The 16,367-nt window shown below is 72.0% G+C and carries 14 protein-coding genes; 11 read left to right on the plus strand and 3 right to left on the minus strand.

Going from position 1 to position 16,367, the window contains the following annotated elements:
- Window positions 1-14 precede the first annotated feature (14 nt).
- Both ACRAKF_RS09430 and ACRAKF_RS09435 read left to right on the plus strand, forming a co-directional pair.
- Window positions 15-764, plus strand: coding sequence for a GntR family transcriptional regulator (locus tag ACRAKF_RS09430; protein ID WP_447036483.1), 750 nt, complete (start codon window positions 15-17; stop codon window positions 762-764).
- Window positions 765-779: 15 nt separating this feature from the next.
- Window positions 780-1,991, plus strand: coding sequence for a type ISP restriction/modification enzyme (locus ACRAKF_RS09435; protein ID WP_447036484.1), 1,212 nt, complete (start codon window positions 780-782; stop codon window positions 1,989-1,991).
- Between the two features lie 32 nt (window positions 1,992-2,023).
- Here the strand turns inward: ACRAKF_RS09435 and ACRAKF_RS09440 are convergent, their stop codons facing one another.
- Window positions 2,024-2,734 (minus strand): TetR/AcrR family transcriptional regulator, encoded by a 711-nt coding sequence (locus ACRAKF_RS09440; RefSeq protein WP_447036485.1) that lies wholly within the window; start codon window positions 2,732-2,734, stop codon window positions 2,024-2,026.
- 62 nt (window positions 2,735-2,796) lie between these two features.
- Between ACRAKF_RS09440 and ACRAKF_RS09445 the strand changes: the two genes are divergently transcribed.
- Window positions 2,797-3,729, plus strand: coding sequence for an ATP-binding cassette domain-containing protein (locus ACRAKF_RS09445; protein WP_447036486.1), 933 nt, complete (start codon window positions 2,797-2,799; stop codon window positions 3,727-3,729).
- Window positions 3,730-3,776: 47 nt separating this feature from the next.
- Window positions 3,777-4,553, plus strand: coding sequence for an ABC transporter permease (locus tag ACRAKF_RS09450; protein ID WP_447036487.1), 777 nt, complete (start codon window positions 3,777-3,779; stop codon window positions 4,551-4,553).
- Window positions 4,554-4,732: 179 nt separating this feature from the next.
- On the opposite strand, the gene ACRAKF_RS09455 is transcribed toward ACRAKF_RS09450, so the two are convergent.
- Complete coding sequence (locus ACRAKF_RS09455) at window positions 4,733-5,002, minus strand: hypothetical protein (protein WP_447036488.1); 270 nt, start codon at window positions 5,000-5,002, stop codon at window positions 4,733-4,735.
- Between the two features lie 306 nt (window positions 5,003-5,308).
- Between ACRAKF_RS09455 and ACRAKF_RS09460 the strand changes: the two genes are divergently transcribed.
- Window positions 5,309-6,940, plus strand: coding sequence for a serine/threonine-protein kinase (locus ACRAKF_RS09460; RefSeq protein WP_447041894.1), 1,632 nt, complete (start codon window positions 5,309-5,311; stop codon window positions 6,938-6,940).
- Here the strand turns inward: ACRAKF_RS09460 and ACRAKF_RS09465 are convergent.
- Window positions 6,924-7,742, minus strand: a complete 819-nt coding sequence (locus ACRAKF_RS09465) for an SGNH/GDSL hydrolase family protein (protein WP_447036489.1) — start codon at window positions 7,740-7,742, stop codon at window positions 6,924-6,926. The genes ACRAKF_RS09460 and ACRAKF_RS09465 overlap by 17 nt on opposite strands.
- Before the next feature lie 234 nt (window positions 7,743-7,976).
- Here ACRAKF_RS09465 and ACRAKF_RS09470 point away from each other — a divergent pair, with 234 nt between their 5' ends.
- From ACRAKF_RS09470 to ACRAKF_RS09495, 6 genes are all read left to right on the plus strand, one after another.
- Window positions 7,977-8,402, plus strand: a complete 426-nt coding sequence (locus ACRAKF_RS09470; RefSeq protein ID WP_447036490.1) for a hypothetical protein — start codon at window positions 7,977-7,979, stop codon at window positions 8,400-8,402.
- Between the two features lies 1 nt (window position 8,403).
- A complete protein-coding gene (locus tag ACRAKF_RS09475) occupies window positions 8,404-9,504 on the plus strand; it encodes a GNAT family N-acetyltransferase (RefSeq protein ID WP_447036491.1) in 1,101 nt (366 codons plus the stop codon).
- Window positions 9,505-9,866: 362 nt separating this feature from the next.
- Window positions 9,867-10,700: a glycosyltransferase family 2 protein gene (locus ACRAKF_RS09480; protein ID WP_447036492.1), complete on the plus strand. Its 834-nt coding sequence runs from the start codon at window positions 9,867-9,869 to the stop codon at window positions 10,698-10,700.
- Window positions 10,697-11,749, plus strand: coding sequence for a glycosyltransferase family 2 protein (locus ACRAKF_RS09485; protein WP_447036493.1), 1,053 nt, complete (start codon window positions 10,697-10,699; stop codon window positions 11,747-11,749). The genes ACRAKF_RS09480 and ACRAKF_RS09485 overlap by 4 nt, the downstream gene beginning before the upstream one ends.
- Window positions 11,746-12,552: a polysaccharide deacetylase family protein gene (locus ACRAKF_RS09490; protein ID WP_447036494.1), complete on the plus strand. Its 807-nt coding sequence runs from the start codon at window positions 11,746-11,748 to the stop codon at window positions 12,550-12,552. The genes ACRAKF_RS09485 and ACRAKF_RS09490 overlap by 4 nt, the downstream gene beginning before the upstream one ends.
- On the plus strand, window positions 12,545-16,357 hold the full coding sequence (locus tag ACRAKF_RS09495; protein WP_447036495.1) for a lipopolysaccharide biosynthesis protein: 3,813 nt from the start codon (window positions 12,545-12,547) through the stop codon (window positions 16,355-16,357). Before ACRAKF_RS09490 ends, ACRAKF_RS09495 begins: the two co-directional genes overlap by 8 nt.
- Window positions 16,358-16,367: the final 10 nt, after the last annotated feature.

Here is a 16,367-nt window from a genome sequence, read left to right on the forward strand (position 1 = left end):
GATTCGGAGAGACCGTGACCGCTTTCGCCCCGGACTCGATCGTCCTGAATCGAAAGCTGCCGCTCTGGTACCAGGTGTCGCAGTCCCTGCGCGCCTCGATACTCGGCCGCACCCCTGATGCCCCGCTCCGGCTGCCCACGGAGGAGCAGTTGGCGGGGCATTACGGGGTGAGCGTGCTGACCATGCGGCAGGCGCTCAAGGAGCTGGAGGACGAGGGGCTCATCACCCGCCACCGGCGGCGCGGCACCTTCATCGAACCCAGCGCCCGGCGCGGCACCCCCGTCCGCCTGCTCGGCTCGGTCGACGCCATCGTGGCCCAGCAGTCGGGCATGACCACCGAGCTGCTCGACCACGGCTCGGCACCGCCGACCGCCGAACTCGCCGCGTACTTCCCCGACTCCGGCGAGGTGGCCACGTACCACCGGCTGCGCAGCGACGAGAAGACGGGCGAGCCGACCAACCACGCCCGCAACTTCGTGCGCCCCGAACTCGCCGCCCGCATCGACCTCGACGATCTGGCGCGCTGGCCGATGACGAAGGTGCTGCGCGATGTGGTGGGCGTGAAGATCAGCCGGATCACCGACACCGTCGAGGCCACCCTCGCCGACCCGGAGACCGCCCGCCTGCTGCAAGTCCCGCTGCTCAGCCCGATCCTGCACTACACCGGCGTCACCTACGACGAGGAGGGACGGGCCCTCGACGTGGCCCGCATCCACTACCGCGGCGACCGCTTCTCCTTCTCGGTCACCCTGGAGGCCACGTAGGCGCCGGGGGTTACGATGCCGGGCGTGACGCATGACGAAGCGCCGCTGCTCGCGGACCTCATGCCGTGGTCCGTCGCACCGCTCCGGCCGGGCCGCGGGTGGCCGATGGGACCCGACGCCGCATCCCTGAGGGCCCGTTGGGACACGTTCGTCCGTGCGGCGGGCGAGGACCGCGAGGCCCTGTTCCGTCCCACGCGCTCCCGCACCCTGCACACCACGGTCGCCCAGCTCCCCGGCCACGGGGGCGGAACCGGCCGCCTGGCCAGGGAGTCGGGCCCCTGCCCCGAACCGGTGCGCGTCCTGCACGGCCCCTTCGACGAGCAGTGGCTGATCCCCGACCACCGCCTCCTGGACGTGGCCCGCCCCGAACTGTGGCGGGTCGCGGGCGAGGGCCAGCTCTTCACCGTCGAACAGGGTTACGTACCCGGCGCGGCCGGACCCGCGGTCCTCGCCTCGGCCGTGCTGCCGGACGGGCGCTCCCCCGCCGGGCGGCCCGGGCGCATCCGGCCGCTCTACCGCCGCCCCGGAGCCGTCGAGCCCAACCTGACGCCGGGCCTCGCCGAGCACCTGTCGAAGCTCCTCGGCCACGAGGTCACCGCGCGGTCGCTGCTCTCCTACGTCCTCGCCACGGGGACGGGCTCGGCGGCCGGCTGCCGGGTGCCGCTCACCCGCGACCCCGGCGTCTGGGCGCTCGGCACCGACCTGGGCGAGCGGCTGCTGCGGCTGCATCTGCGCGGCGACGGTGAGCGCCCGAAGCTGCCCGGCGGGCGCAGGCCCTATGTCCGCGCACCCCTGCCCGCGAACCCCGGCTCACTGTCGTACGACGCCGATGAGCAGGTCCTGCGGGTCGGCGACGAGGGTGTCGTCTCGCCGGTGCCGAAGGAGGCGTGGGAGTCCGAGGTGAGCGGTGTGCGGGTGATCGAGCGCTGGTTCACCGCGCGCACGGCCGAGGCGGAGGCGGAGCCGGGGTCACTGGCGGCGATCCGCCCCCGGACATGGCCGCAGGCCTGGACGTCGGAGCTGCTCGAACTCATCACGGTCCTGGCCCTGCTGGCGGAACTGGCGCCGCGACAGGCCGAACTGGCGGCCGCCACCGACGGCTCCCCCGTCACCGTGGAGGACCTGCGCCGGGCGGGCGTCCTGCCCGTCCCGGACGCCGCACGCCGCCCCGCCTCCGTACTCGACCACCGCGAAGAGGGCCCCGAAGGACAGTTCGCCCTGCTCTGAGCCTCAGGGGCCGCGCCTCAGCGGGCCGCGCCTCAGCGGAACGAGTCGAGGAGCCGGCGCAGCGCACGCTCGTAGCTCTCGTCCGGGTCGCCGGGCGCCGGCCCCTCCGCCGCCATCCTCGCGAGCCGCGGATACGCGCCGTCCGCCAGCTGCCCGAGCAGGTAGGCCGAGCGGACCCGCTGCTCCTGCTCCTCGGACCACGGCAGGCCCCTGGCGCGTTCGGCCATGGCGATCTCGTTGGCCACCGCGGTCATCGCCGTGCCGTTGACCATCGCGATGAGCTCCATCTTCGTGCCCTGGGGCGCGTCGAGGCCGTCCAGGACGCCGAGGCAGTGCTCCAGGTAGCGCAGGGCGTTGGGGCTCGAACCGTGGACCGTCGACATCACCCGCGTCATCCAGGGGTGGCGGCGCATGAGGTCCCGGGTCTGGCGGCCGAGGCCGAGCATCTCCGCGTACCAGTCGCCGCCGACGGCTGTCTCGGACAGCTCGTACTCACCGCCGACCGCGTCGACCATCAGTTCGTACAGGTCTTCCTTGCGCGGCACGTAGTTGTACAGCGACATCGTGCCGCAGCCCAGCTCGCCCGCCACGCGCCGCATGGACACCGCGTCGATGCCGTCCGCGTCGGCGATGCGGACCGCCGCCGCCGCGATGTCCGCCCTGCTGTACGCGGGCCTCGGGCCGCGGCCCGCACGCTCGGGGCGCGCCCAGATCACTTCCGGTTCGGCCGCTCGGCCCGCCATTGATCATCACCTCGCTCCCATAGTAGTTACGTACAGCGTACGTAGTGGGGTACGGTGACGCCATGACTTCTACGTACGCCGTACTTAGTGAAGGTCTGGAGAAGCGCTTCGGCTCCGGCGGCTCGGCCGTCCACGCGCTGCGCGGCCTTGACCTCGCCGTCGCCGAGGGGAGCGTGTGCGGACTCCTCGGCCCCAACGGCGCGGGCAAGACGACCGCGGTCCGGGTGCTGACCACACTCCTCGCGCCGGACGCGGGGACGGTGCGGGTCGCGGGCCACGACGTGGTGCGCGACCCGGCCGCCGTGCGCCGCCGCATCGGGGTCACCGGGCAGTACGCCTCGGTCGACGGCGATCTGACCGGGCGCGAGAACCTGCGGCTCTTCGCCCGGCTGCTGAGGGCGCCCCGCGCACGGGCCGACGAACTCCTGGAGCGGTTCGGGCTCGCCGACGCGGCGGAGCGGCCCGCGCGCACGTACTCCGGCGGCATGCGGCGCCGCCTCGATCTCGCGGCGAGCCTGATCGTGCCGCCGGCCGTGCTCTTCCTCGACGAGCCGACCACGGGCCTCGACCCGCACAGCAGGAACGGCATCTGGGACGCCGTGCGCAAGCTGGCGGGCGAGGGCACGACGGTGCTCCTGACCACGCAGTACCTGGAGGAGGCGGATCAGCTCGCCGACGAGGTGGTGCTGATCGACGGCGGGCGCGCGGCCCACCGCGGCACGCCCGCGGAGCTGAAGGCGCGGATGGGGAGTTACGCGGAGGTCGTCGTCACGGAGGCCGCGGCCGTGCCCGCCGCGGCGCTGGTGCTCGACCAGCTGACCGGCGCCGAGCCGGTCCTGGACGCGGAGCGGCGGACGGTGGGCGCGCTCTCCCTGGACCCGGCCCTCACCCTGCCCCGCCTGGTCCGGGAGCTGGACGCGGCGGGGGTCCCGCTCCTGGACGTGAGCCTGCGGGCCCCGACGCTCGACGACGTCTTCCTGCGCCTGGTCCCGTGAACCGCGCGCCCGCCCGCCCCTCTTCCCCCAGCTCCGGAGGTCCCCCCATGAGCGCCATCCTCTACGACGGCACCGCCATGCTCGGCCGGCATCTGCGGCGCGTCCGGCACGCTCCCGCCATCCTGGTCATGACCCAGACGATGCCCATCGTCTTCCTGCTCTTCTTCGGCTACGTCTTCGGCAGCGCGCTCGCGATGCCCGGCTCCGACTACCGCGCCTACCTGGTGCCCGGCATGCTCGTCGCGACCGCCGCCAACGGCATCATGACCGGGATGTTCACCGCCGCCCAGGATTCCCACCGCGGAGTGATGGACCGGCTGCGGACGCTGCCGGTGAGCCGTGCCGCGGTGCCGCTCGGGCAGGCCGCGGCCGATCTGGTCACCACGGCGGTGGGTCTTGTGCCGCTGATGCTCGTCGGCCTGGCGATGGGGTGGCGGATCGAGGGCGGCGTGCTCGCCGCGGCGGGCGCGTTCGGCCTGCTGCTGCTCTTCCGGTTCACGGCGACGTGGATCGGCATCCTGCTCGGCCTCGTGTCGCGGAGCGAGGAGGCCGCGGGGCAGTTGGGCGGCGCGACGTTCATCCTGCCGCTGCTGTCGAACGCGTACATCCCGACGGACGGCATGCCCGGCTGGCTGAGGACGCCCGCCGAATGGAATCCGATCAGCGCGGTGGCGACGGCGATCCGCGACCTCTTCGGCAACGCTTCCGTTCCGACGGATGCGGCCTGGCCGGTCGCTCACCCCGTGGCGGGCTCGATCGCGTGGTGCCTGCTTCTGCTGACGCTGTGCGTGCCGATGGCCGTGCGCCGGTACGCGCGCGGGTGAGAGCCGGGACGTGACGAGACGTCAGCCGACGGCGGGCGGCGGGGTGTTCGGAGAGTACGGGGTATGGCGGGAGACACGGGTGTGGCGTGGGTGAGGACGTGGACAGGGGGCGAGGAGGAGCGGGTGGGTGGGAAAGATCCGCCGCAAAGCGGCGGCTCAGTCCCGGGGACCACCCGTGCTCAGCGTCCGCCGAAAAGCGAGCGCCGCAGCCTGCGCAGTGGCGCGAAGAGCGAGACATGCCTCACTCGAACACCCCTGCTGCTACGGGCGTGCGCGGCGTCACGTGACGTCAGCTCACGCATCAGCAGCGTCGCCTCGTGCGACTCGCGCTGCGGGACGGCAGGGCCGCCCAGCACCGAGAGATGGCGGTCGAGGCGCGAGCTGGTCGCGCTGCTCCCACACGTGATCGCAGGGACACGCGCCCTGCTGCGCACCGTTATCTGTTCCATGTCACTCCCCACCCGTACGAGGGCACCCGGCCCAGGGCAAGTTAACCCTATCGCCCCATCGCGACACCCGTGTATCCCGGTGGCAGGATTCACCTTCCCCGTAAGGAGGTTGACAATTAGCCTCCGAATCTGACTGATTCCAGGGCGAGTTGGACATATGACGTAGCGTGCGGGTCGACGTGGGCTATCTCACGTCGCTACTTTTGTGGAGAAACGCACCGTTGCGGATGGGGGCGCCCCGTGAGCCAGCCAGAGCGCGTGATCGCAGGGCGGTACCGCCTCCTGTCGCCGCTGGGCGAGGGAGGCATGGGCACCGTGTGGCAGGCCCGTGACGAAGTGCTCGGCCGTGAGGTCGCCGTCAAGGAGGTGCGCGCGCCCGCCGGGCTCCCGGCGAGCGAGGTCGACCGGCTCTACGCCCGCCTCGAACGGGAGGCCTGGGCCGCCGCCCGTATCCCGCACCGCAACGTCGTGACCGTCTACGACGTGGCGATGGAGGAGGGGCGCCCCTGGATCGTCATGGAGATCGTGCGGGGCCTCTCGCTGTCCGACGTGCTCGACGCGGAGGGCGCCCTGCCGCCGCCGCGCGCCGCCCGCGTCGGTGCCGAGGTGCTCGCGGCCCTGCGCGCCGCCCACGACGCCGGGGTCCTGCACCGTGACGTCAAACCCGGCAACGTCCTGATCGCCAACGACGGCCGCGTCGTCCTGACCGACTTCGGCATCGCCATGGTCGAGGGCAGCTCGGCGCTGACGATGACGGGAGAGGTCGTCGGCTCCCCCGAGTTCCTCGCCCCCGAGCGCGCGCTGGGGCAGCGTCCAGGACCCGCGTCCGACCTGTGGTCGCTCGGCGTGCTGCTCTACGCGGCCGTGGAGGGCAGCACGCCCTTCCGCCAGGACACCCCGCTGAGCACGCTGCGGGCGGTGGTGGACGAGCAGTTGCCGCCCGCGCGCAACGCGGGACCGCTCACCTCGGTCATCGAGGGGCTGCTGCGCAAGGACCCGGCCGAGCGGATGTCCGCCGCCGACGCCGAGCGCGACCTGCGGCTCGTCGCCGCGGGCGGCAGGCCGTTCCCCGACACCGCCCTCACCCATCAGCCGACCGTCACGAGCGGGCAGCGCTTCGGGCCGCCGCCTCCGCCCGCCCCGCTGCCCGGCACCGCATCGCAGCCCGTCACCCGGGAGTCGGGCACGGCCGAGGCGGACCGCGGGCGCCGCGCGCTCGTCCTGCTCGTCGCGGGGCTCGTGGTGCTCGCCCTGACGGTCGGCGGGATCGCGTACGCCCTGCTCGGCCGGGACGACGACGGCGGTGACAACAGCGGAGGCAGCTCGTCCGGCAGCACCGAGGGCGGCGGGTCCGGCGGCGGCTCGTCGGAGGGGTCGAACGGCTCGTCCGGCGGCGGCTCGTCCGACGGCAACGGCTCATCGGACGGCGGCGGTGTCAACGGCGGCCAGGACGGCGGCACGACGAACGGCGGCAGTGGGGGGAACGGCGGCGACGGCGGCACCACCACCACGCCGGCGCAGAGCGTGAAGGTGCGGGTCGACGGCGCCCGTACCCAGTACGAGGGTTCCTGTCCCCCGGCGGCGGGCCAGGCACCGTCGTTCACGGCCACCTTCACGGTGGGGCGTGTTCCCGCCGATGTGCAGTACCGCTGGGTCACCAGGTCCGGGCAGTCGAGCGACCCGGGGTGGAAGACGCTGCCGTTCTCCTCGGGCGGCGCCAAGACGCGGCAGGTCGACCACACGGAGACGGGGTACGGAACCGGGTCGGACACCTGGACGAACTCGGTCCACGTGCAGGTGCGCGGCCCGGCCGCCGCGACCTCGAACTCCGTGGAGTACTCGGTGACGTGCGAGGACGGGGAGGAGACCCCGACGGACGGGGCCTCCTACACGCCGAACGCGTACGCGCGGCCCGACGAGGTCAGGCGGCCGAGGTGAAGACGGGGAGGTAACCACCGGACTGTCCGGCGGCCTTGGGGTGGTAGGACTCACCGATGTTGAGGAGGTTCAGGCTGTGCAGCCAGGGGCTGCTGGAGCAGATCTCGTGCCCGCTGAAGGTGCCCGTGACGTCGCCGAAGGTGAAGCCGTGGTCGGCGGCGCGCTTGGCGGTGGCGGTGTTGAGGTGGTCCGCGGCGCCGTTGATGGCGGCGCGCTCACGCTCGGAGAGGCCGGTCGCGCAGCTTCCGCTGAGCTTGTAGAAGCGGGGGTAGCCGAGGACCACCACATGGGCGGCGGGAGCCTTGGCGCTGATCGCCGAGTACACCTTGTCGAGGTTGCCGGGGAGTGTGGAGTCGACGTACGAGCGGGCCTGGGCGATGCGCGCCAGGCAGTTGCTCTCGGACTGGAGGACACAGGTCGTCATGACGTCGGCGAAGCCCGCGTCATTGCCGCCGACGGAGAGGGAGACGAGGCCGGTGCCGGAGCCGAGCGGGCCGAGCTGATCGGACAGAACATCACCCGTACGAGCGCCTGAGCACGCCGTGAAATGGAAGCTGGAGGGTGAATGCGCGGCTGCCCAGAGGGCGGGATAGGCCTTGGTGCTGCGCTTGCAGGCGCCGCTTGCGCTGTCGTAGCTGCCGGCGCCGACGCCGGACGAGTACGAGTCGCCGAGCGCCACATAGCCGGTGGCCGCCTGGTTGTCGGCGGACGGAGCCGCGTGAGCCGCCGCGGCCCCGGTGAGGGTGAGGGCGATCGCGAGGAGGAGCGAGGACACGTATGCCGTGATTCGGGACAATCTCATGGAACCTCCCTTAGCAGGATTTCCGCTCCCCTGTGGTAGCACGCGGTTCCACTTGCCGATAGTGTGCATGTCAATAATTTCACCGGCAATCGCCCTGCGCACGCGCGTAGTTCACCTCCCGTCACAGTGGCGTGGCGAGGAACATCCGCACCTCCCCTCGGCGTCTTGACGGTTCACCTGACGCTGCGCCACATTGAAGCCCGGCATCCGGCGCGTCGGGGGGCAAAGTCGCCAATGCAGACCATCAGGAGCAAGGCGCCGGCAACCGGCGCGCCGCGGCCGTCCGCGGAGGACCGGGCACGGGACCTGCTGCCGCTGCTCGCGGGAGCGGCCGTCGCGGTGGGCGGTGTCGGCGCGATGCTCGCGCTCGTCGACCTCGACTCACCGCTGCGCGGCCCCTTCACCCTGTTCTTCCTGATCGCCGCGCCGGGCGCGGCGATCGCCACCGCGCTGCGGGCGCTCGAACCGTGGGGCAGGGTCGTGGCCGCCGTGGCCGGGTCCGTCGCCGTCAACATGCTCGTGGCGCAGACCATGCTGGCGCTGCACATCTGGTCGGTGCGCGGCGGTGTCGTCGCCGTGACCGTCCTGAGCGCCCTCGCCCTGGTGCTCCCCGAGGCGAGGCGGCTGCGTGGCCGCGTGGCGAGAAGGCGGACTTCCTGACGTGGACATAACCGTGCACCGTCCCGGTGAGCTGACCGCAGCCGACCGCGCGGCGTGGACCGCCCTACAGTCCAAGGCACACCTCAACGGCTCGCCGGAGCTGGCCAACCCCTTCCTGTCCCCCGAGTTCGCCCTGTCCATGGGGCACGAGCGGCGCGGGGTGCGGATCGCGGTCGCGCGTGACGCCGGCGGACCCGCCGCGTTCTTCCCCTTCCAGCGGACCGTCACGGGCGTCGGCCGCGCCGTCGGCCTGGGCGTCTCGGACTGCCAGGGCGTCGTGCACCGGCCGGGCTTCGACTGGGACGCCAGGGAGCTGCTGCGGGCCTGCGGACTCGCGGTCTGGGAGTTCGATCACCTGGTGAGCGGCCAGCGGCCGTTCGAGGCGAGCGCGCGCGGCACCTTCCCGTCCCCCGTCATGGACGTCGACCACGGGTACGACGTCTATCTCGGCCAACTGCGGGAGCGTTCCCCGAAGTTCACGCGGACCACGCTGGCCAAGGAGCGCAAGCTCGGCCGCGACCACGGCCCCGTGCGCTACGTGCACGACGAGCGCGATCCGCGGGCCCTGGCCGCCCTGATGGGGTGGAAGTCGGCCCAGTACCGCAGGACGGGCCGCAGCGACCGCTTCGCGAACCCGTGGATCACCCAGCTCGTGCACCGCCTCTTCCACTCCCGGAGCGACTCCTTCGCCGGGATCCTGTCGGTGCTCTACGCGGCGGACGTCCCGGTCGCGGCGCACTTCGGGCTGCGCAGCGAGCGCGTACTCGCGTGCTGGTTCCCGGCGTACGACCCGGCGTTCTCGAAGTACTCGCCCGGCCTGGTGCTGCATCTGCGCATGGCGGAGGCGGCCGCCGACGACGGCATCGCGTACCTCGATCTCGGCCGGGGCCAGAAGGAGTACAAGGACTCCCTCAAGACACGCGAACTCGACGTCTTCGAGGGGAGGGTGGCGCTGCGTCACCCGGTGGCATTCGGACACACGGTGCGACGGGCACCTGTCAGGGCACTGCGCAATACCGTCCTATCCAAGCCAGAATTGTTTGTTCCGGCCGACAGGCTGCTCAAGCGGATGGGTAAAATCCGATCGCGCGGCAAGGAATAGAGCAGTCCGAATGTGATCGCATAGATCGCTCAAATCATGAAAAACGTGAGGCCACGTTCCAGGTCTTGCCATACAGTCTCAATCGTCAATACCGTCGTACATTCACCCGCAACGGTCCATCACGCAATGCGATCTAGGGGAGGGCTCGAGATCGCGATGGTTCCGGTGCGGGGCGCGGTAGGGGGGTGCCGTGCCCGGCGATCGCTCCATGCCCGGGTCACGTCCCGCGCTATGCCAGCTCACTCGGCATGCACGGAGATCCATTTCGTCATGCTCGAATGAGAACCCCCCTTTCGAACCGGATCAATTACCGGACTGCCCGGGGGCGGGCCGTCCACCGGACGAGAGGGACCACCGGACTCATGACTTCTTTTGTGCGCCCGGCAGATGCCGGGCAAGACCCGTTAGACGAGATCTCGCGCGACTACCGGCCGATCTCCACTCACTTGGCGATCACTCCGCCGGTGAGCGTGGTGATTCCCGCCATGAACGAAGCGGAGAATCTGCCCTACGTATTCAAGACGCTGCCCGACTGGATCCACGAGGTCGTTCTCGTGGACGGAAACTCCACCGATGACACCGTGGCCGTCGCCCGTGAGCTGTGGCCGGACGTGAAGGTGGTCCGCCAGGTCGGCAAGGGCAAGGGCGACGCCCTGATCACCGGCTTCGCCGCGTGCACGGGCGACATCATCGTGATGGTCGACGCCGACGGCTCGGCCGACGGCCAGGAGATCGTCTCGTACGTCTCCGCCCTCGTCTCGGGCGCGGACTTCGCCAAGGGCTCCCGGTTCGCCAACGGCGGCGGCACGGACGACATGACGCCCATACGCAAGCTCGGCAACCATGTGCTGTGCTCCGTCGTCAACGCCAAGTTCGGGGCTCGCTACACCGACTTGTGCTACGGGTACAACGCGTTCTGGCGGCACTGCCTGGACAAGATCGAGATCGACTGCACCGGCTTCGAGGTGGAGACCCTGATGAACATCAGGGTCGTGAAGGCCGGCCTCAAGGTCCAGGAGATCCCCAGCCACGAGTACCTCCGGATCCACGGCGCCAGCAACCTCCGTGCCGTCCGCGACGGAATCCGCGTACTGAAGGTGATACTGAACGAGCGCTCGAACCGCGCCAGGCGCGGTCCGCGGTCCAAGGCCGCCCGTGGCCTCCCCTTCCGCACCGGCCGGGGAGAGGTGTCTTGAGCACGGAGATCTCCGTGGTGATCTGCGTGTACACCGAGGACCGCTGGGAGGACATCCTCGCGGCGGTCTCCTCGGTGGGCGCGCAGTCACTGCCTGCCCTGGAAACCCTTCTCGTGGTCGATCACAACGCCGCACTCCTGGACCGGCTGGCCGGGGAGTACAAGGAGACCGAGGGAGTGCGGGTGCTCGCCAACGCGGGTCCGCGCGGCCTCTCGGCGGGACGCAACACCGGCATCGCGGCCTCGCGCGGCTCCTTCATCGCCTTCCTCGACGACGACGCCGTCGCCGAGCGGGACTGGCTGCGCCACTTCGCCGAGGGGTTCGAGGACCCGCGGGTGCTCGCCGTCGGCGGGCGCACCATGCCGCTGTGGGAGTCGAGGCGGCGGCCCGCCTGGTTCCCCGAGGAGTTCGACTGGGTCGTCGGCTGTACGTACAAGGGACTCGCCCCGGGGCGGGTCCGCGTGCGCAACGTCCTCGGGGGGAACGCCGCCTTCCGGCGCTCCGCCTTCGACGTCGCGGGCGGCTTCGCGACCGGCATCGGACGTGACGGCGACAAACGGCCGCTCGGCTGCGAGGAGACGGAGTTCTGCATCCGCCTCACCCGGGCCGAACCCGACGCGGTCCTGCTCATCGACGACCGCTCGGTGATCCACCACCGGGTGCCCGCCGCGCGGGAACGGTTCCGCTACTTCCGCACCCGCACCTACGCCGAAGGCCTCTCCAAGGCCCTGGTCGCGCGGAGCGTCGGCGCCGCCAAGGGCCTGGAGTCCGAGCGGCGCTACACCACGCGCGTCCTGCCGGCCGGGGTAGCCCGCGGCCTGCGGGACGCCGTGCTCGGGCGGCCGGGCGGCGCGGGCCGGGCGGGCGCCATCGTGGCCGGCGTCGTCACCGCCGCCGGGGGCTACGCCCTCGGCAGCCTCCGCGCCCGCCGCGGAGGCACCACGTTCTCCGTGGTGGAGATCCCCGAGGGCGCCGTCGGCGCCGCGGGGAGGCCGGAGCCGGAGAACAGGGGCGGGGAAGGCGCGGCCGGTGAGGGGGCCGCGGCATGAGTCCGGAGCCGGAGCCCGTGCCGATCCTTATGTACCACTCGGTGGCGCGGGCGCCGAACGAGGCGACGCACGATCTCTCGGTGTCGCCCGACGCGTTCGCCCACCAGATGGAGGTGCTCGGTGAGCGGGGCTTCACACCGCTCACGACCGCCCGGCTCGCGGCGGCCTGGCGCCGGGGACGGCCCTTGCCCGAGCGCCCCGTCCTGATCACCTTCGACGACGGCTACGAGGGCGTGCACCGGTACGCGCTGCCCGCGCTCGCCAAGCACGGCTTCGCCTCCACCCTCTTCGTCACCACCGGCTGGCTGCGCGGCGCCCACGACACCGGCGGTGGCCTCGACCTCATGCTCGACTGGGACCAGGTGCGCGAACTGGCCGCAGCGGGCACCGAGATCGGCGGCCACAGCCACACCCACCCCGAGCTCGACCAGCTCCCCGACGCCGAGCTGCGCGCGGAGCTCCGGCGCTGCCGGGACATCGTCGCCGACGAGCTGGGCACCCGGCCCGCCTCGTTCGCCTACCCTTACGGCTATTCGAGCCGCCGGGTGCGCGCCCGCGTGCGTGAGGCGGGCTTCGCCCAGTCGCTCGCCGTCGGCAACTCCCTGGCCCGCCGCGCCCAGGGCCCGTACGCGCTGCGGCGGGTCACCGTGCGACGCTCCACCGGGACCGAGGAGTTCGAGCGGCTCGTGGAAGGCCGCGCGATGGTCCGCACGTTCGCCAGGGACCGCACCCTCACCAAGGGGTACGCCATGATCCGCAGAGCCCGACAGGTCCGCCGGAAGGCAATCCGTACCCGTGTCTGACACGACCACCGCCCAGGCCGGCGTCGCCGGCTCCGCGAGCGGCGGCGAGCAGCCGCCGTCCGGCAAGTCCGGCAGGCCGCGCAGAATGCGCCTGCCGGGCACGGACGGCGGCAGTCCGCTGTTCCGCAACGCCTACGCCCTGATGCTCAACACGGGCATCTCGGGCGTGCTCGGCGTCGGCTTCTGGCTGGCCGCCGCCCGCTACTACTCGGAGTCGGCGGTCGGCCAGGGCTCGGCCGCGATCGCGGCGATGAAGCTCCTCGCGGGCCTCACCGCCGTGACGCTGACCGGTGCCCTCGCGCGGTTCATCCCCATCGCGGGCCGCGCCACGGGCAGACTGATCTTCCGTACGTACGCGGGCAGTTCGGTGGCCGTGGCGCTCGCCGCGATCGTCTTCCTGCTCACGCTGGACCTGTGGGGCCCCTCGTACCGCTTCCTGCACGGCCCGGTGCACGGCATCGGGTTCGTGCTCGCCGTCGTCGCCTGGTCGGTGCTCACCCTCCAGGACGGCGTGCTCACCGGGCTGCGCAACGCGCTGTGGGTCCCGGTCGGCAACACCGTCTTCTCGGTCGCCAAGCTGGGACTGCTCATCGCCATGGCCGCGGCCATCCCCACCGCGGGCGTCTTCGTCTCCTGGGTCGCCTCGATCGCGGTGTCGGTGATCCCGCTGGGCTGGCTGGTCTTCCGGCGCCTCGTGCCACGCCACGTGAAGGCCACCGACGGCAAGGCGAAGCCGCCCACCCTGCGCGAGATCGGCCGTTTCCTGGCCGGCGACTACACCGGCTCGCTCTTCTCCCTCGCCGTCGTCTATCTCGTCCCCGTCCTCGTCGCCTCGCAGGTCAGCTCGGTCGACAACGCGTACTTCTACATCACCACCACCATCGGCGGCACCGTCAACCTCCTCGCCATCAACATGGGCGCCTCGCTGACCGTCGAGGGCGCGCACGACCCGGCGCTGCTCGCCGCCAACACCCGCGCCGCGCTGCGCCGGATGGCGATGATCATGCTGCCGGTGTGCGGCATCCTCTTCGTGGCGGCGCCGTTCGTCCTGAGCATGTTCGGCCAGGCGTACGCGGACGCCGCCACTCCGCTGCTGCGCTGGTTCGCCGTGGGGGCGCTCCTGCGGGTCGTCATGGAGACGTACTTCGCGGTGCAGCGCGCGCAGAGCAAGACCTCCGGGATCGCCTGGCTGCAAGGCCTGCTCTGCGTCCTGGTCCTCGGCCTCACGCTGCTCCTGCTGCCGCGGATGGGCCTGACGGGGGCGGGCATCGCGGAGATCTCCAGCCTCGCGGTGATCGTGGCGATCGCCGCGCCCAAGCTGTACCGCGTGACGCGCGCCGCACCCGCGGACCGGCCCGCCGCGGGCGCGGCCCCCGACGGGGATCTCGCCGACCTCGGCACCCGCGACGCGCCGACGGTGCAGATGCGCCGCGCCGCCGCCCCCGCCGACGGCAAGGAGCGCCACGGGCCCGCGTGGGCGCTGCGGGAGTCGCTGGACTCGGACACCCTGCATCTCGCCGTACAACTGGACTTCGACCACCCGGAGCGCAGGCCCGACGTGCGGCCGGGCCCGGGCACACCCGCCGCCGGGACGGCGGTCCCGCCAGGAACGCCCGCGGAGAGCGAGGGGGACGACATGGACCACCGGCCCACGTGGGCGCTGAGAACCCCGGCCTCCGGGGAGCCGCCAGTGGAGGAGCCCCTCCTCGAAGAGCCGGCGGCTCCGGAGGAACCGCTCCCCGACGGGACTCCCGCCGAAGAGGCGCCCGCCGAGGACGGCGCTCCCCCTCGTGCGCGCCGCCGTCACGTCCTGGTCATGGCGCTGCTCCTGGCCCTCGCGCTCGCCCTGTACTGGGTGCCCGTGCTCGGCATGGGCGACGCGGACCTGGAGGACATGGGCGGGCTCGGCCTGATCTCCGTGCTGCCGAAGGCGACGCTGCTCGGCGCCGCCCTGCTGATCGTCGTCTTCGCCGTGCTGCTCTGGATGGACCGGCCGATCAGAAGCCTGCTCCTGCTGACGCTGCTCGCCACCGTGGTGTCGCTGCACGCGCTGCCCGCGGTCATCGAGACCGAACCGCGGTTCGCCACGGCCTGGCAGCACCTGGGTTTCATGGAGTACATCGACAGGACCGGCTCGGCCGTGCCCGACCTCGACGCGCGCTGGAGCTGGCCGGGCTTCTTCGCCGCGGCCACGTTCGTCGCGAAGGCGTGCGGCGTCTCGGACATGACCGAGGTCATCCGCTGGTGGCCGACGGCCATCCAACTGCTGTACCTGGCCCCGCTGTTCCTGCTCGTGCGCTCGATGCGGGCGGCCTGGCGCGCCAAGTGGGCGGGGCTGTGGATCTTCGTCCTGAGCGGCTGGGTCGGCCAGGACTACTTCTCCCCGCAGGGCTTCACGTACCTGCTCTACCTCGCCTTCATCGCCGTACTCATGGTCTGGTTCCGCGCCCCGCGCGTGCTGTGGACCAAGCGGCGCCCGGGCGAGCTGGAGGTCGAGCCGACGGGCCGCTCCGAGCGCGCCGTACTGCTCCTGATCCTCGTCGGCCTCTTCGTCGCGTCGGTCGCCGCGCACCAGCTCACGCCGTTCGTGATGCTCGGTGTCCTCACCGTGCTCGTCCTCGTCGGCCGCTCGGAGCTGCGCGGCCTGCCGGTGCTCTTCGGTGTGATCGTCGTCGTATGGCTCGGCTTCCTCGCCGAGCCGTACTGGTCGGGGCACTTCGACGAGCTGTTCGGCGGAGTCGGGGGCGTCGGCGGCAATGTGTCCTCGTCGGTCTCCGGGCGCATCGAGGGCGGCAGTTCCACGCACCAGCTCGTGCTGTACGCGCGCGTGGCGATGGCCGGCGGCGTGGTGGCGTTCGCCTGCTGGGGCTGGTGGCGGCGGCGCTTCTACAAGTACAGCGAGCGCTCGCTCGTCGTCCTCACCTTCGTGCCGTTCCTCGGCTTCGGCATGCAGTCCTACGGCGGCGAGATGGCGCTGCGCGTCTTCATGTTCGCGCTGCCGGGCGCGGCCCTGCTCGCCGGGCTCGCGCTCTTCCCCAGGGCCGGCCTCACGGCGGAGGAGCGGGACCGCGACCGGGTGAGCCTCGCGCCGCTCGCCGCGCTGATGGCCGGGCTCGTCCTGATGGGCGGCTTCCTGGTGGCACGCTGGGGCAACGAGCCCTTCGAGCGGATACGCCCCGGCGAGGTCGCGGCCATGGAGTACGTGTACGCGCACGACGACCCGACGGTGCGGCTGCTGTGGATGAGCAACGACACGGTCAACAACGTCACTCCCGCCATGCCGTGGGGCGCCCGTGACATGGAGAAGGTGGAGTACCTTCCCACGCTCGCGCCCGCCGACCCGGTCCTGGTCTCCGGCCTGGTGAAGGCGCTCAGGGACGCGGGCCCCCGCTCCTACCTGATGATCAACCGCGGCCAGAGCACCTACCTGGAGCTGGACGCGGGCTACTCCGCGTCGTGGCAGCCGCGGCTCATCCAGCACCTGGACGAGCGCAAGGAGCTGAAGAAGGTTTTCACCAACGACGACGCGACCCTCTACAGCATGCGCGGGCAGCCGGACGGCAAGGCCGCGGAGGCCGACCCGGGTCCTGTCGGGCCGAAGGTGACGTGGACGCCGTGGTCGGTCGTGGGGGCGCTCGCCTTCGTGGCGCTCGCCCTGCTGCTCTCGGCGCGCGAGGTGGTGCGGGTCGCGGCGGCGCCGAGCGTGCGGCAGCAGCGGTGGCTTCAGGGCAGCTTCTGGTTCTCGCTGCCGCTCCTCGCGGTGCTGCTCGCCTCGCTGATCCAGCGGTTCGTCACGATGGCGTGAGGGGAGCGGC

This window comes from Streptomyces sp. DSM 118878, assembly GCF_052936595.1.

Coding starts and splice junctions, on each gene's coding strand:
- ACRAKF_RS09460 (WP_447041894.1), top strand. CDS start 5,309: ATGGGCACCGTGTGGCAGGCCCGTGACGAAGTGCTCGGCCGTGAGGTC.
- ACRAKF_RS09490 (WP_447036494.1), top strand. CDS start 11,746: ATGAGTCCGGAGCCGGAGCCCGTGCCGATCCTTATGTACCACTCGGTG.
- ACRAKF_RS09435 (WP_447036484.1), top strand. CDS start 780: ATGCCGGGCGTGACGCATGACGAAGCGCCGCTGCTCGCGGACCTCATG.
- ACRAKF_RS09455 (WP_447036488.1), bottom strand. CDS start 5,002: ATGGAACAGATAACGGTGCGCAGCAGGGCGCGTGTCCCTGCGATCACG.
- ACRAKF_RS09445 (WP_447036486.1), top strand. CDS start 2,797: ATGACTTCTACGTACGCCGTACTTAGTGAAGGTCTGGAGAAGCGCTTC.
- ACRAKF_RS09480 (WP_447036492.1), top strand. CDS start 9,867: ATGACTTCTTTTGTGCGCCCGGCAGATGCCGGGCAAGACCCGTTAGAC.
- ACRAKF_RS09465 (WP_447036489.1), bottom strand. CDS start 7,742: ATGAGATTGTCCCGAATCACGGCATACGTGTCCTCGCTCCTCCTCGCG.
- ACRAKF_RS09440 (WP_447036485.1), bottom strand. CDS start 2,734: ATGGCGGGCCGAGCGGCCGAACCGGAAGTGATCTGGGCGCGCCCCGAG.
- ACRAKF_RS09470 (WP_447036490.1), top strand. CDS start 7,977: ATGCAGACCATCAGGAGCAAGGCGCCGGCAACCGGCGCGCCGCGGCCG.
- ACRAKF_RS09450 (WP_447036487.1), top strand. CDS start 3,777: ATGAGCGCCATCCTCTACGACGGCACCGCCATGCTCGGCCGGCATCTG.